Raw genomic sequence first — 16,430 nt, forward strand, 5'->3', positions numbered from 1 at the left:
CTAAATGATTTTATTGATCGGGGCAAAACTAGCCAGTAATGGCTTGATTCCAATTCCTGGGAAAGCAATATCCAGCTGAAGATCGTCTCCAGTCCCGCTTATTTTTACAACCGTTCCAATACCCCAGACTTTATGCTGAACCTTTTCGCCAACAGTCCAGTCCAGCTTCTCAGCTCCACTGTTTCCGGTGGGGTGAGCAGTAATCTTAGGGGCTCTTTCTTTTTTAGCCGTTTTGGAAAACGGATCATTGACACTGCTTCCGAATCCTTTGTACATTCCGTTTGAAAACGGTCTGATAGAGTTTGACTCTTCTCTCTGAACTGCTTCTTCATCTATTTCATCTAAAAAACGTGAGATTCTATTAGACTGGACGCGTCCATATAATGTTCGGGTCGATGCATTTGTCAGGAACAGTTTTTCTTCAGCTCGCGTGATTCCGACATATGCCAATCGCCGTTCCTCTTCCATTTCATCTTCGTCCATTTCAGCTCTTGATAGCGGAAATAACCCTTCTTCCATCCCAATCAGAAAGACGATCGGGAACTCCAGACCTTTAGCTGCATGCAGTGTCATCAGAGTCAATTCACTTGTCGGTTCTTCTTCTAGTCTGTCAATGTCTGATATAAGCGACAAATCAGTGAGGAAGTCGATCAGACTCTTATCTTCCTGCGCTGATTCATCATACTGGTTTGTAACCGTCAGTAGTTCCTGGATATTCTCAATTCGTGTTTCAGATTCCAACGTGCGTTCTTTTTTTAACGTAGGAAGATAATCAGATTTGTCTAGAATTTCTTCAGTTAATTCGGTAATAGGTAAAAATTCGGCCATTTTACGGAAATCCTGAATCATCAGTGCGAATCCTTCAACTTTTTTTGCAGCACGCGCAGATAAATTCATACTTGAGGCATTCAGTGCAGCTTCGTAAAGACTCCAGCCCATTTCTTCAGCAGCTGCTGCCAGTTTATCAACAGTACTTGCTCCGATTCCTCGTTTGGGTTCATTGACGATCCGCGCAAAACTCAAGTTGTCTTTAGGATTTGCAATCAGTGTCAAATAAGCCAGCGTATCTTTAATTTCTTTACGGTCATAGAACTTATGTCCACCAACCATTTTATACGGAATGTTAGTCTTGATCAGCGTTTCTTCCATCACACGTGACTGAGCATTGGTTCGATACAGCACTGCAAAGTCTCCGTACTGCTTTTTGGAGTCATTTTCTAATTCTTTCTGAATCTGCTGTACGACAAACCGTGACTCTTCATGCTCATTTCCTGCTCTATAATATGTGATTTTTTCACCACTATGATTGTCTGTCCACAGACTTTTGTCTTTACGGTTAAGATTATGTGAGATAACATCATTAGCTGCTTTAAGTATTGTCTGAGTTGAGCGGTAGTTCTGCTCTAGAAAAACAACACGGGCATCTGGGTAATCTTTTTCAAAATTCATGATATTTTCCATATCTGCTCCACGCCAGCCATAGATACTCTGATCCGCATCACCGACTACGCAAATATTACGCAGACGGTCTGCCATCATTTTGACCAGTTTATATTGCGCATGATTTGTATCCTGATACTCATCAACATGAATATACTGAAATTTACTCTGATAATATTCAAGTACATCTTTGTGGTCTTCAAACAGTTTAACAGTCAGCATGATCAGATCGTCAAAATCAACTGTTTCTGCCTGCCTCAGTTCTCTCTGGTAGTGAGTGTAACAGTCTGCCACGATTTTTCCAAAAAAGTCGTGAGTCTCCTTACTGTACTCTGAAGCATCCTGCAGTTTATTTTTAGCGTTACTGATTTCTGAGATGATAGCTCTCGGATTATACTTTTTAGGATCTATATTCAGTCGTTTTAGTATTTTTTTCATTAATGTCAGCTGTTCTGAGGGATCGGCTATCGTGAAAGACGAGCTGTATCCGATTCGGTCAATCTCTCTTCTCAAGATACGCACACACATCGAGTGGAATGTCGATACCCAGACATCACTTCCACCATCCTGTGAAAGCTTAGTCACTCTGTTTTTCATTTCTGAAGCAGCCTTATTAGTGAAGGTGATTGCCAGAATATTCCAGGGATTGACTCCTTTTTCCTGAATCAGATAAGAGATTCGATGTGTCAAGACTCTTGTTTTACCAGATCCTGCTCCGGCCATAATCAATAAAGGGCCGTCAGTGTGCTTTACTGCCTCTTTTTGCTTCGGGTTCATCCCCGTTAATATATCGTCTCGCAGTACCACTTTATTCATCCTTTCAAGTCTTCATACATTGTCTTATTATACAGAAAATAAGGGGCTCTTACCACAACTGTATTGTATAGTTTACACATTCGTCATTAAGTGTTCGCCCATTTCCAACGCATAAAAGAACCCCTCTAAAGGTAGCCTTTACCATATAGAGGGGTTCTTCTATTATTATACAGTTGTCACTCCATGCCCTGGATCAGATTGATCAGTAACTGGTTGAGTAATATCCGAATTTCTCTTCTCGCATAAATGTAATCCTCTCTACCGATCAGACTGGTGAGGTTTTTATAATGATCAAGCTTAACTGATCTGCTGTTTCTAAAGATTTCACCTGCATAGTCATTTGTTGACACAAGTGACGTCAGAGTATTGAGGATAGACTCGTTCATATATTTATTATCATGATGACTTAAAATAGTCTGCCAGAACTGCTTTTCATGCTGTTCAAACCGAACAGACGGGCTAGTCAGGTTCTTTTCCATCAATTCAACACTGTCAGCGTAATCTTGATTTCTGATTGTTGTTTCAGATAACTCAAGCGTATAGAGAACATGATGAAGCAGCACCTCAAGATAGTAGAGTCTCTCCTTGACACCTTTTAGATCAATCGGAGGCCCTGCAACAAATACGCCTTTGTTTGGTGCAATCACAACTAGCCCTTCTTTTTCCAATCTTAAAAAAGCATTCCTGATAGGTGTGCGACTGATTTCCAATGCAACAGAAATATCCATTTCCTTGATCTGCCTGCCTTCAAGCCAACTATCAGTCGTTATCTGACGTTTTATATAATCATAGGCTTTGTCTTCTACTTTCCGTCTGCGTCCCATAGGCAATCCTTCTATTCAAAGATTTCGTTTAATGAACGAATCGCTTCACTTACATCGTCGGTCTTAAGCGTAACATATCCTATTTCTCTTGCTGATCCACTCGCGAGGTTTTCAAAAAATCTAAATGTCCAGTCAGGGTTCATCTGAGCTTGAGTAAAGGCTGACTGTTCATGCTTACTGCCCAGTATCTGTGTAATTAGTGTATGTGGCAACTGATGCTTCACAGTCAGTGGCCAGCCTGTTACAGCTTTAATGTGCGTATCATATTGTGACAGATCAGGAAAGTCACTTGTGTAGTGATTAGAACGATGCGGATGGGCAATGATTTCATTGACGTAGAGTGCCCCACTTTCAGTGCTGAACAGCTCTACAGCTATCACACCGACAAAATTTAACGCTTCGGTAATAGCAGTGCCGATTCGCTCGACTTCCAGTTTCATGTCCTCGCTTATTCGTGCAGGTACGATAGACTGGTTTAATCGGTTCTCTTTAAATCTCATTTCATTGACAGGATAAGTCACAATTTTTCCTGCCTTATCTTTTAATATTCCTACGCACAGCTCTTTGTCAGACGGAATCCATGCTTCAAGTACACATGTCCCATGACTCAACAGTCTTTTAGCCTTCTGAATATCTGCTTCTTCGTGCAGCACAAGATGATCTTTGACCCGTTCGTTTGTGGTGTTTGTTTTCAGAACGCAAGGAAAACCAATTCCCTGAATAGCTTCTTCAATATCACTTATAGAGACAATCGTCGCGTAAGGTGCAATATTGACACGCACAGATTCAAGAAATGCTTTCTGAAGGACTCTGTCTTGTGAGACCGTCAATATTTCTTCTCCCTGCGGGACCGGAACTGTCCGTTGCAGCTTTTTAATCACATCATGGTGCACAGTCTCAGATTCATATAGTATGACATCACATTTCATTGCGAAGTCCATTAAAACTTTTGAATCATTAACTTCTTCAGTTATCTGCCAGTCAACTACTGTTGCTGCAGGACAATTTCGCTCAGGATCAATCACTCCTACAGCATATCCTAATTTCTTCGCTGAAATAGCCAGTAATCGGGCTACACTACCTCCGCCTATAATACCAATGGTATGCCCTGGCTGAATCCAATTAGTCATATCTCTTCACTCCAATAATTTACTCTTCACTAAAAGGACTTTCTTGTGGATTATCTCTTACTTGTCTTTTGTTTGTCTTCATTCGTTTAGTCCAAAATCCACCGTTAATGTATTTAGGTTCATACGAAATAATAAAGGCCCGTGGTTCTATCTGGTGAATGAGCTTATAAAGACTTCGTTCGTTAGATCTTGGTGTCAAAATTTCCAGTACAAACCGGTTTCCTTCCCTACCATATGCCTGTGATATTGTTACACCAAATCCATTACCCCGAATCTCCTCGGCTATTTCCCACCCGTTCTCGGGCATGATCGTTGTGACTAGGATATGACCTAATGCCAATTTATCTTCAATTTTCATTCCGGCATAGATGCCTACACCGAATCCCACTGCGTAAATAACTACGTTTATGACATTGTCCAGATTATCCAGAACAAGTCCTAGACCCACAACATATATGGCAACTTCTACCATCGCCACAAAGGGCGCGACCGTTTGGTACCCTTTCATTGTCAGCATCATTCTGATGGTGTTGAGTGTCACGTACACCACGTTGATGACAAAAATTGCGATGGGTATACCCCAATTTATATCCACTGCTAAATTCACTACCTTTTCTGCATGTTAAGAATAATGGCTGAGGCAACTAATCTGCCTCAGCCAACAATAAGAGTACAGGTTAGTCCCCTTAGTTACTCTTCTTCCATTCCATTCAATTCTGTTTCTTCATTTTTTAATTCTAATTTCTCTACATACAAACTGCTGATTCGAGACCCTTCCATTTTGCTGACGGTCAGTCGCAAAAGCTGAACTTCAATATAGGCCGCTTCTTCTTCACTCGGAATACTTCCATACTCCGTTATGAAGTAACCGGCTATAGTATCAACATCTTCAGAATCTATATTGGTATCAAAAAATTCATTGAAATAGTCGAGTGGAGTGGCTCCATCTGCACTATAATGAATATCGTCGATTTCTTCAATTAAATTGTTTGACTCATCATATTCGTCATCGATTTCTCCAACTATTTCTTCCAATAAGTCTTCTAGCGTTACAATCCCTACTACTCCACCATATTCATCGTTCAGTATCGCCATCTGATTTTGTGTTCGTTTCATTTGAAAAATCAGGTCATCGATATAAATCGTTTCAGGAACAAATAATGGCTCATTACTTATTTCTTTCAAATCGATTGAGTATAAAGGTTTATGCTTAGAAGCTTTCAGTAGATTCTTAACATGCACTATGCCTAAAATATTATCCTTGTCTTCAAAATACAGAGGTACTCTTGAATGAGGTGTTTCCAGCATTTCCTGAATGTTTTCCTCATTTGGATCATCATAATCCAGCATAAAGGCATCGGTTCTCGGAACCATGACTTCTCTGGCAATCTTATTATCCAGAGAGAGCACGCCTTTGAGCATTGAAAATTCGTCCATATCGATTACTTCATGCTGATGACTGTGTTCAAGGAACGAGCGAAATTCATCACGTGTAATCGATTCTTCATTTGCATTAAACTCTATGGGTATGAGTCGTTTTAATCCTCTAAGTCCAATATCTAATAGCCATACTAAAGGAGCAGTAAACAATCTGAGTATGTTCACAGTACCTGATAATGCCATAGCTGTATTATTAGGCTCTTGAGCGGCTATAGCTTTTGGTAATTTATCTCCTAAAAGCAGCAGAATCAACGTTGCTGCGATAGAACTGATAATTAGAGTAATCCCTTGATTCATAATTAAAGGTAATTCTATTATAGAAAAGAACATTGAAAAAATATAAACTGAAAAACCACTTATCAGCAAAGCTGTCAACGTCAATCCGACTTGAATTGATGTTAAAAAAATATCTGATCGATCCAGCAGCTGTAATACACGCTTTGCTTTCTTATTTCCTTCAATGGACTGTTCCATCATTTTAGAAGGATTCATCGATACCATGGCTATTTCTGCCGCTGCAAAAACAGCATGTATAATAATCAAACTAATTACCATTAAAATCGGCCCAATAAAGGGCTGTATACTCACGGGGTCACTGTTCATAACTATCTCCTTTTATGTTTAACGTACGTTGTAAAAAACAAGGTCACTATATCATATTACTTTACCCTATACAATGTTTATTTTGAAAGGCACGCTCTTCAGCTGTTTAATTCGACGCATAATCTGATACCAGTGGTTTCAATTGTTCTAGGAACGGTTCAAATCTCTCGATAACATCCCCGCTTCGCTGTCCTTCAAGAAAGCCTATGAAGGAGTATGACAAGTCATCTGCATCAAAGACATATAAAAACCCGTTAGTGTCATTTCCTTCTTCTCCGGAAATTTCAGCAGTCCCTGTTTTAGCGCCTACGGCATAACTTAATGACTGAAGATTAGTTGACGTTCCATTAGAATCAGTAACACTGCTGATCAGATTGTTCTTGACGATGTCAGCTGTTTCTTCGCTGAATAACTGATCAGTGTTTTCTTGACTGTCTTCAAGCAGCAGCGAAGGTAACGTCAGTTGACCACTGTTGACAGCTGGAGAATAAAATACCAGCTGGTGGATACTGTTCATTAGCACCTGACCCTGACCATAAGCCGTATCAGCAAGCAGCGTGTCACGGTCAATCGTATTATCATTTGCATACTGAGCAGGCTGCATGTCGAATGGAAGCTCGAAGTCCTGACCGAAAGGCAGACGATCCATTGCTTCAGTATAGGCTTCCTGTCCCATTTCTAGTGCTTCCATCGCAAAGTATATATTGTCAGAGTATATCAATGCAGTTTCTAAATCAACTTCACTTACACTGTCATTTACCCTGGTGATCTGATGATTCCCAAAAGCGTCTGTTTCAGGCGACCATTGCAGTCCTACTATCTCATTGGTTTCTTCAGGGGTCACCTCCCCTTCTTCGAGCAGCATAAGCGAAGACAGAATTTTAAATGTCGAGCCCGGTGCATAACGACTTGTATAGCGATTGACAAACGGTGTGTTTTCGTCATCCATATAGGCCGAATAATCTTCTGTTGAAATCCCTCGTGCAAAAGACTGGGGACTGTATGAAGGTGCACTGACCAACGCTATGATTTCACCTGTGACAGGATGCATGACCGCACCGGAGCCCGGTTCTTCTTCGAATGAATCATATAGAAGCTGTTGGACTTCACTGTCAATCGTCAACCTGACAGACTGCCCATTTTCCTTTTCATTTTCCACTATAACGGCTTTTACTTCATCCTCGGCATCCACTATGGTGATTTGACCGCCAGTATGCCCTCTCAGTTGAGAATCAAATACTGATTCAAGACCTGTTTTCCCCACGATCTGACCGGATGCAAGGGTCGGGTTACGTTCAATATCTTCTGCAGTCACTTCTCCAATGTACCCTACGAGATGCGCCGCAGCTTCATCTAAAGGATATAAGCGGTCACTGGTACGCTGGTAACGCACACCCGTTACCTCAGGTGTTTCCCCATCGCTGACAGTCGCAAATGGAACAAGACTCTCTTCCGTTACCCAGCTTTGATCCAGTAAGCTTTCCAGTCGTTCCACAGAAACATCAAATATGTCACTGATAGCTGCCAGGTTTTCACTTCGTTCATCTCCATCACCTATCATGACAGGATAAAGTCCCGCTTGAAAGGCATCTCCCTCACCCGCGAGCATATTGCCATGACGATCATATATTGATCCTCTGTCCGGTTCCGTGAAGGACAAGCGGACACTGTCTCCTTCTTCCATCTCCGGAAGAATAAGGGAAGGTGCCCACTCGATCTCTCTATCCTCTTCAGTCTCCAGCACACGTGTTTCAAACTGAAGATCAGATAATGGCCCAAGTACAGTCTCCATTGTCATTACGTACTGGACCGAATACTGATCCGTTTCTTCATCAAGCTGGACAGTGTAGTCCTGTACAGACATAGTGTTCGCTCCGATGCCCTGGAACACTGTTTCGTACCGTTCGGCTAATTCCGTTTCCGTATAGTCGTAATCAGCTAAAGACTCAGCTGAAAGATAGGACACAAAACTGTCAAAATCTCCGTCTGCTAGTGTAGACAAGTACCCTTCTACTGTTGCCACAACATCTTCCTGCCTCTGGATGGCACGTTGTTCTTCTCTCCAGTTTGAGTAGAAGAACCACCCACCGATCGCAGCAGCCATTAACAGTACAGCAACTAAACTGATGATGATCCATTTTTTTGATTTTCCACCGGTCCTTGCACCTCTAGTTGATTTCACTTCAGCAACTCCTTTGATTTAATGATTAATCTTCTTCAAATCGATCTTTCTCCCGTTCTCTATAGTCCATCATCTTGCGACTGAATAACTCTCCATTTGAAGGAGGTGTATAGGTTATTGCATTCGCTCCAGCTTCAATAGCTTCCAGTATACTTTCATTCGTCGGACCACCAGTTGCTATAATAGGCAGATCAGGATATTTTTTCCGCATTTTTCTGACTATCTTACTCGTTTTGTTTGCGCCGGATATGTTCAGTATATCCACCCCGGCTTGAAGCTTTTCTTCTATATCCGTATATTCTGATACAACTGTCAGAATAATAGGGATATCGATCACTTCATTTATCTTCTCAATCGTTTCAGTTGGAGTCGGAGCGTTGATCACCACTGCTTTGCATCCATGAGACTCAGCAAACAAAGCCATATTGGCAGATCTGATTCCCTGAGTTGTTCCACCTGCGATTCCTGCAAAGATCGGGATAGTGGACACTGCAGTAATCGCTTCAATAATCGCTGGATGAGGTGTGAATGGATAAACAGCCATTATAGCATCCGCATCATTATTCATAATCAGTGCGATATCAGTTGTAAACATAAGTGCTTTGAATCGTTTCCCGTTTATCAGAATCCCACTTGATTTTCTGATCACTTCAGGTACAGCGATATAGTCTTTAAACAAATGCGTGCGCACGTGTGGGTATTTTTTATTGGTCATAGTATTTACCTCTTCATTCTTAAGATTAATTATCGTACTGGTCAAGGTCGTAAAGTTCAACGATTTCGATTAACTTAATAGGGTAATTTGGATCTGTTGCATAACCTGACGCTTTTAGTGCATGTGCAGCTTCTTTGTAGTCCGCCGCTTCAACCACCGGCTTATACAAATCTGGATTCCAGTTTGTTCCGCCAGCTATCAGTTCTGCATAGTCTTTGACTGATTCTTCTAACGACGCATAACTTCTGAATGAAGCCTGGATTTCGACCCATTCATCTTCATACTCTAAAGTAGCATAGGATGGCTGGGTTGAATCCCCTTTGATTCCGAAGTAATTGTGATCATTAACGGCCAGCCCACTTTCACCCCAGTTGGATTCAACAATTGCCTGAGCAATGGTTATACTCGGTTTTATCCCATGGGTCTCCTGCAAAGGAACTGCATATGATGCAACATTTTCTATAAATTCTTCTCTATTTAAACCAGACGTTCTGGAAGGAATAGGACTCTCCCCTCTTTCGATTGAAGAAGCTAATAAGGCTAATGTTCCGATAAATGCCAGAAAAATCAGAAGTATACTGCTTAATAGATTGACTCCTTTGTGTTTCGTTTTTTTCTTTGCCAAAGTAGTCCCTCCTTTACTTCTGTTCAGTTCTTCTACTTTATTTAAATAGTTCTGTCAATACAAAGCGAGGATCCTCACTCTACCTGTCCTTTCCTCTCATTCGTACTTTCTCTTCTATTTTACCACAAGTTATTTTCACTCGATAGTGACTCAATCAGATTCCTGCACCTCATGCAAGAGTAATTTTGTTATAATATGATTATCAAACGAATTAAGAAAGTAGGGAAATCATGGAAAAAATCAAATGGGGAATGATCGGACTTGGTGACATTGCTCATCAGTTTGCTCAGTCATTTCAATCAGATAAAGCTGAATTGGTAGCTGTAGGCTCCCGTACACTACAGAAGGCCTACGATTTTTCTGAAACCTATACTATTCCGAAAGCTTACGGAAGTTATGAGGAACTGGCTTATGATCCTGAAATAGATATTGTCTATCTTGCCACCCCGAATAGTCATCACAAGGATAATATGATGATGCTCTTAAAAGCACGGAAACATATTCTCTGTGAAAAAGCGATTACGATGAATAAAAAAGAATTAGACGATGTTCTCGCTTTTGCTGAAAAACAAGACTGCATCGTTGCCGAAGCTATGACCATCTATCACATGCCCTTATTTGCAGAAATAAAACAGCGTATCCGTGCAAATGAATTCGGCAAATTAAAAATGGTGCATGCCCTTTTTGGCAGCCTTAAACCTGATGAGCCAGACAATCGCTTTTTCAATCCTGAACTTGGTGGTGGCGCTCTTTTGGATATCGGCGTTTATGCCTTGTCTTTCACGAGGTATTTTCTTTCAAGTCAACCGACAGACAAGCAGACCCTGGTCTCACTTCATGAGAGTGGAGTAGATGAGCGCAGCAGTTTTCAATTCTTGAATCAGGATGATGAACTAAGCACTGTTTCTATCAGTTTTCGTTCCAAAATGCCTAAGCAGGGTGTGATTGTGTGCGAAGATGCATTTATTACCATAATGAACTACCCTAGAGCCGATAGCGCAGTCGTTACTTATCCTGACGGCACGACAGATATTATTCGCTCAGGTGAGCATGATAAGGCACTCAGCTATGAGATCAACAATCTGTCAGAAACGCTTTTAACTGGAACTGATCTGACTCATATTGGTCTGACGAGAGACGTCAACGCCTTGATGGATTGGGCTGCACATGAATGGAATATGAACTGGCTGTTTAAATAAATAGAAAATTGAAATGGGATTCTTAAGGGACTTCCATTTTTGTTTTGTGTCTCACTTCACTTTCAGATGCTTAGCCTATCTCTTGCTCAACCGTTTGTTCTTTCGCAAATCTCTGATCCTACATCAAGACAAAAAAATGAACGGAACCTAAATCTGTGAAAGATTTAAAAGCTCCGCTCGTTATTATAATTGATCAGACAAGTCTGTCTGTCACTCAATCAATCCATCAGTCCTGAGTTTTTAGTGCTTCTACCATATCGATTCTCTTCAGTTTGAAGTGCATAACAACCATGACTAAACTGGAGAAAAAGAACATCAGCAGGAATGAATACAGATAACTGGTCATCGAAATCTGTCTCGAAAAGCGCATGATATCTATTTCTGCCGTCTGCAGCACAAAGCGGTGCATAATGACGCCCAAGACAAAGCCTATCAGGATCCCAAGTACAGTGAGCACAAAATTTTCTCTGTAAACATACAAGGTTACTTCATTATCGTAAAATCCCAGTACTTTAATTGTAGATAATTCTCTAATCCGTTCTGACACGTTGATATTTGTCAGGTTATAAAGGACAACGAAGGCTAATGACGCTGCCGACACAATCAGTACCAATGTCACGACATCCAGGCTATCCATTGAGTCCTGAAAGGTTTCTTGTATTGAACCTGCAAAAGCGACTCCCTGGACAGCATCTTCACTGGTAAGCGCTTGGCCAAGCTGATCATCCTCTACCTGTTCGGTATCGTACCTTAGTAATCTGGTATTAAAATCATTTTCGTCATCTACCAGCCCGGCATAGGCTTCCGGTGACAAATAGATATAATGCTGCACATACTGTTCTGCTATGTCTGTGATTTCCACTTCAAATGAAGCAGAGTCAGTTGGTTCTACTACTATAGTATCCCCTACATCGCTGTCTAAAAGATCAGCCAGCTTATCCGTAATGACAGCTCCCTCATTTGGCAGTTCCAGATTTCGCGACTCGTCTTCTCTGTCTCTCAACACAATAAAATTACTCAGCTGATCTGGCTCACTTGGAATAAACAGATTGACTTCTTGAGAAGATTCTCCCCTTTCGGCTGTCGCATTTTCCTGGATGACTGATAGGTCACCTTCATATCCATCAATACTCTCTAGAGTCTCATTATACTCATCTATTTGAGCATCTGATGCATCTGTATTTTCCGAGACAATAGCCTGATACAAGTTGATTTCTCCAAACTGAATATCTCCTATATCGGCAATCGAATCTGACAGTCCGTAACCAGTCAAGAGCAGCGCGGTTCCTCCTGCTACACCAAAGAGTGTCATCAGCATGCGTCGTTTATATCTGAATAAGTTCCTGGATGCCACTTTTTGGGTGAACGTAAATCTGTTCCATACAAACGGTAAATATTCCAGGAAAATCCGTTTTCCTTTTTTGGGTGCTTTGGGTCTCAGCAGATCTGCTGAATTACTTCTCAGTGATAATCTAACAGATACAACTGTTGATAACCCCGTAGCCAGTAACGCTCCAAAGATGGAAATGACCGCATAGCTCCAGTAAAACCCTGTCTGAGCAGGTGGGAGATTGTACAGCGAACTGTATGCGTCAATAATCACATTCGGGAAGAGCCAATACCCCAGGAACAGTCCTATGGTTCCACCTGTTACTGTAGCAATAAAGGCATACACAAAATACTTGGTTGCGATAGCAAAATTACCGTACCCTAATGCTTTTAATGTACCCATTTGATTTCGGCCTTCATCGACCATCCGGGTCATAGTGGTCAGTGAAATCAGCGCAGCCAGTAGAAAGAAGAACACTGGGAAAATTTGCGCGATAGAACTGATCCGTTCTGCATTTTCTTCAAATTCTGAATATCCCTGCAGGTCTGATCGGTCCTGAACAAAATATTCCGGTTCCTCGAGATCAGCAAGTGCTTCTTCAGCCTCTTCAAGATCGACTAATGCTTCCTCGATCTCTTCATCAGCTGTTTCCCGTTCTTCTTCAAATTCAGCAAGTCCCTCATCATACTCTGATTCTGCTTCTTCCAATTCAAGTCGGGCAGCTTCCAGTTCACCTTCCGCTTCCTGAATAGAATTAGTCAATTCAGTTTCTGCCTGTTCAAGCTCCGTCAGTCCTTGCTGAATCTGTTGTTCCTGACTATCGATTTCAGCCAAAGTTGAAGGATCATCCACTTGTGCAGCTTCCAGCTGGTTGCGAGTGTCTTCCAGTTCTGACTGAGCTGCCAACAGCTGATTTCTCTGACTGTCTATTTCACTTTGAGCATCTGCTTCTTCCTGCTGGAGTTCAGCAAGTCCGGCTTCATACTCTTCCATGCCTTCATCGATCTCGATCCGAGCCTCTTCAAGTTCGGTTTCAGCATCAGCCAGTTCCTGTCTCGCTTCTTCAATTTCATCGTATCCTTCGTTTATTTCATCTTCGATTTCCTCATATAGTTCTTCATAGCGTTCAGCTGGCCTATCCGCTAAAACGGCTTCGACCTCAGCCGTCTTTTCTTCGATCACACCCTCGTATTCCGGAGAATAGACATCATAGTCACGTGCATTATCAAACGAAAGATAGGCATCCGTATAAACAGCCATGTCAAACGCTTCTTCTAAGACAACTGAGAACCCTGCAAGAGAGCCTGTCCCCACCTGAGTGTTCCCTCTGTCTCCATTTTCAATAAACTGGGGGTGATTGACGAATCCAACTACCTCAAAAGCAGTCTGAGAAAACGAGTCTTCGAATTCATCGGGTGTTCCTTCTTCTATCTGAACAGTATCTCCTATTTGATATTCACTAGTGTAATCCATAACGTTATCAAGTGCGATTTCATCAGGCTCTTCAGGAAGTCGGCCTTCGACAATGACAAGCTGATTGATTCCCAGGTCCTGATCAGGTAAGCCCATGACTTTCGAGGACAGACCCGTTTCCTGGAACACAACATCCATGCTGTATGTATAGTCAAGAACGGTCTGCTCCAGGGAACTCAATAATTCAATGTCTTCATCTTCAAGTCCCATAGTTGAGAACACATGGAGATCACTCAAATTCTGATCTGAATAATACTCTCCTGCCGTGTTGATCATGACTGGACCCGTTGCACTCAAACCTGCAAAAAATGCCACTCCTAACAGAATAATCGCGAAAATAGACAGAAAACGTGTTTTCGTTCGCCAGATTTCTCTTATCGTATCTTTCCATAATGATTTAGACTTCATTTAAACACCTCTATTCGTTTCTGCATGGGCTTACCACTCAATGCTTTCTACTGATTGAGGATGCTCATTGATGGTCACTTTTCTGACCTTCGCATTGTTGATATCGATCACTCTGTTTGCCATGGGCGCGATTGCTCTATTATGAGTAATCACAACAACCGTTGCTCCATATTCTTCTTTTGATCTGTTTAATAGATCCAGCACTTTTTTGCCTGTCTCGTAATCCAGCGCACCAGTCGGTTCATCACACAGTAGTAATTTGGGCTGTTTTGCCAACGCTCTGGCAATGGCCACACGCTGCTGTTCTCCTCCAGAAAGCTGAGCTGGGAAATTATCCATACGGTGTTCGAGTCCCACACTGATCAGCACCTCTTCTGCATCTAATGCATCTGGAGAAATTTCAGCTGCCAGTTCAACATTTTCTTTAGCCGTCAAGTTAGGAATCAAGTTGTAGTTCTGGAATATAAACCCGACATCATTACGTCTGTACTCAGTCAGTTTTTTTGAGCCGAAACCGACAATGTTAGTCCCGTCAATAATAACTTCTCCTTCGTCAGCTGCATCCATTCCACCCAATATATTCAAAACAGTTGTTTTGCCGGCCCCACTTGGCCCTACAATAACTGCGAATTCATTTTGTTCAATATCGAATGTGATTTTGTCGTTTGCAACCACGACCGTTTCACCCGATTTATATTTTTTCACTTCATCTTTCACACTGATATAAGCAGTCATTTTTTTCATCCTTTCTCTATTCACTTAACTATTTTAGCATAATAAGTCAGATTGACCCTAAACCTAGAGCTATACTCTTAAAATCTTCATAAAAACATCATATTATCTAAAAAGGCATTGTCTGAGTACACAATAAAGTATACTCAGACAATGACCTGTTTAGATGACGACTATTTAGTTTGTACGCTGTAATACGAATATTTTCAGATAATGCCCTTCAGGGTAACCGCTGCTTACAGCGAAATCTTCAGGCAAGTCATGTTCATTCATAAGGTAGGCATCGACATTCAGTTCTTCGAATGCATCGTTGACCATATCGTAAAACTCGTCTCTGCTAAGCGCCCACGAATTAGTTGACGTAATAATAACACCGTCTTTAGCTAAGACTTGTACCGCATCTTTTACTAAAGCTGTATAATCTTTTTCAACACTAAACGTGCGTTTTTTGGCACGTGCAAAAGTTGGTGGATCTAAAACAATCAAGTCGAATTTCAGCTGATGTTTCTTAGCATAATCCAGATAATCCAGAACATCCATTACACGAATCTCATGATCGTCAGGATTCAATCCATTGATCTCAAACTGCTCACGGGTCCGTTCTTTGCTTCTGTTAGCCACATCGACGTTTACAGTTTTGACTGCACCACCCATAGCAGCTGCTACTGAGAATGCACCTGTATAACTGAAGGCATTGAGTACTTTACGCCCCATACCCCATTCTTCCATTATTTTATTTCTGACGTTACGCTGATCAAGGAAAATCCCCGTCATCCAGCCTTCATCCAGATAGACATTGTAACGAATCCCATTTTCAAGAATGGTCATCGGCTCTTCTGCTCTTTTCCCTTCAACAAACTTGGATTTTACAGAAGCTGATGGGTAACGCAGTTTTTCATATATCCCTTTGAAATCGGGAATAGCTACTTTGAATGCCTGTAAAATCATATCTCTATGCTGATAGATGCCTGCACTGTACCACGAAAAGACGTAATACCCTTCGTAATAATCGACTGTCAGTCCACCGATGCCATCGCCTTCTCCATTGAAGAAACGGAAAGCTGTTGTTTTGGTGTCGGCGTAGAAGGCTGACCGTTTTTGTCTGGCTACTCTAAACTGTCTATCAAAGAAGTTAGTATCCAGTGTGTCAGAATCGTCTAATGAGAGCACCCATCCGACCGTTTTCTTTTCATCTCCAATGTATCCTAAACCAACAAATCTTTTGTTGGTATCTGTCAGTCTGACGAAATCGCCTTCGTTATTGTCCAGCTTGTTTTTGAAGTCGAAACTTTCCAGAGCCGGATAGCCATTTCTAATGCGGTCGGCTGCCAATTTTTTTACTTGTAAAGTTATCATATAGTACCCCTTTAAATTTATAATCGATTTTTTGATGGTATTTTCATTATAGCATAATTCACCCTGAATTATTCATACCTCTAAATGTGGATAACTATTTCTATTAAACTCACTGCTTTTTTAGACATTTTTAAGTATTAACTGTCTATCATGCCAC

The 16,430-nt window shown here is 41.4% G+C and carries 12 protein-coding genes; 1 reads left to right on the top strand and 11 read right to left on the bottom strand.

Annotated elements, in window-relative coordinates; translation table 11 throughout:
- The 8 genes from pcrA to CLV38_RS05695 form a co-directional block, all read right to left on the bottom strand.
- Positions 1–2,256 (bottom strand): DNA helicase PcrA, encoded by a 2,256-nt coding sequence (gene pcrA, locus CLV38_RS05660; RefSeq protein ID WP_425427773.1) that lies wholly within the window; start codon positions 2,254–2,256, stop codon positions 1–3.
- A gap of 176 nt (positions 2,257–2,432) precedes the next feature.
- Positions 2,433–3,080, bottom strand: coding sequence for a GntR family transcriptional regulator (locus CLV38_RS05665; RefSeq protein ID WP_106192648.1), 648 nt, complete (start codon positions 3,078–3,080; stop codon positions 2,433–2,435).
- An 11-nt stretch (positions 3,081–3,091) separates the two neighbouring features.
- Positions 3,092–4,210 (bottom strand): 5-(carboxyamino)imidazole ribonucleotide synthase, encoded by a 1,119-nt coding sequence (locus tag CLV38_RS05670; protein WP_106192651.1) that lies wholly within the window; start codon positions 4,208–4,210, stop codon positions 3,092–3,094.
- A gap of 19 nt (positions 4,211–4,229) precedes the next feature.
- A complete protein-coding gene (locus tag CLV38_RS05675) occupies positions 4,230–4,817 on the bottom strand; it encodes a DUF2179 domain-containing protein (RefSeq protein WP_425427774.1) in 588 nt (195 codons plus the stop codon).
- Between the two features lie 83 nt (positions 4,818–4,900).
- Positions 4,901–6,253, bottom strand: coding sequence for a hemolysin family protein (locus tag CLV38_RS05680; RefSeq protein WP_106192653.1), 1,353 nt, complete (start codon positions 6,251–6,253; stop codon positions 4,901–4,903).
- Between the two features lie 106 nt (positions 6,254–6,359).
- Positions 6,360–8,435, bottom strand: coding sequence for a penicillin-binding protein PBP4(5) (gene pbp4, locus CLV38_RS05685; protein ID WP_106192655.1), 2,076 nt, complete (start codon positions 8,433–8,435; stop codon positions 6,360–6,362).
- 25 nt (positions 8,436–8,460) lie between these two features.
- Entirely contained in the window at positions 8,461–9,150 is a 690-nt protein-coding gene (locus CLV38_RS05690) for a beta/alpha barrel domain-containing protein (protein WP_106192658.1), read from the bottom strand.
- Between the two features lie 25 nt (positions 9,151–9,175).
- Complete coding sequence (locus CLV38_RS05695) at positions 9,176–9,775, bottom strand: glycoside hydrolase family 73 protein (RefSeq protein ID WP_170068825.1); 600 nt, start codon at positions 9,773–9,775, stop codon at positions 9,176–9,178.
- 230 nt (positions 9,776–10,005) lie between these two features.
- On the opposite strand from CLV38_RS05695, the gene CLV38_RS05700 reads away from it, so the two are divergent.
- A complete protein-coding gene (locus tag CLV38_RS05700) occupies positions 10,006–10,974 on the top strand; it encodes a Gfo/Idh/MocA family protein (RefSeq protein ID WP_106192663.1) in 969 nt (322 codons plus the stop codon).
- Positions 10,975–11,200: 226 nt separating this feature from the next.
- On the opposite strand, the gene CLV38_RS05705 is transcribed toward CLV38_RS05700, so the two are convergent.
- The 3 genes from CLV38_RS05705 to CLV38_RS05715 form a co-directional block, all read right to left on the bottom strand.
- A complete protein-coding gene (locus CLV38_RS05705; RefSeq protein WP_106192666.1) occupies positions 11,201–14,185 on the bottom strand; it encodes an ABC transporter permease in 2,985 nt (994 codons plus the stop codon).
- A gap of 30 nt (positions 14,186–14,215) precedes the next feature.
- Positions 14,216–14,920: an ABC transporter ATP-binding protein gene (locus CLV38_RS05710; RefSeq protein ID WP_106192668.1), complete on the bottom strand. Its 705-nt coding sequence runs from the start codon at positions 14,918–14,920 to the stop codon at positions 14,216–14,218.
- 174 nt (positions 14,921–15,094) lie between these two features.
- A complete protein-coding gene (locus CLV38_RS05715; RefSeq protein WP_106192670.1) occupies positions 15,095–16,273 on the bottom strand; it encodes a class I SAM-dependent rRNA methyltransferase in 1,179 nt (392 codons plus the stop codon).
- Positions 16,274–16,430: the final 157 nt, after the last annotated feature.

The sequence above is a fragment of the Alkalibacterium olivapovliticus genome (assembly GCF_003003275.1).
GTDB classification, from domain to species: domain Bacteria; phylum Bacillota; class Bacilli; order Lactobacillales; family Carnobacteriaceae_A; genus Alkalibacterium; species Alkalibacterium olivapovliticum.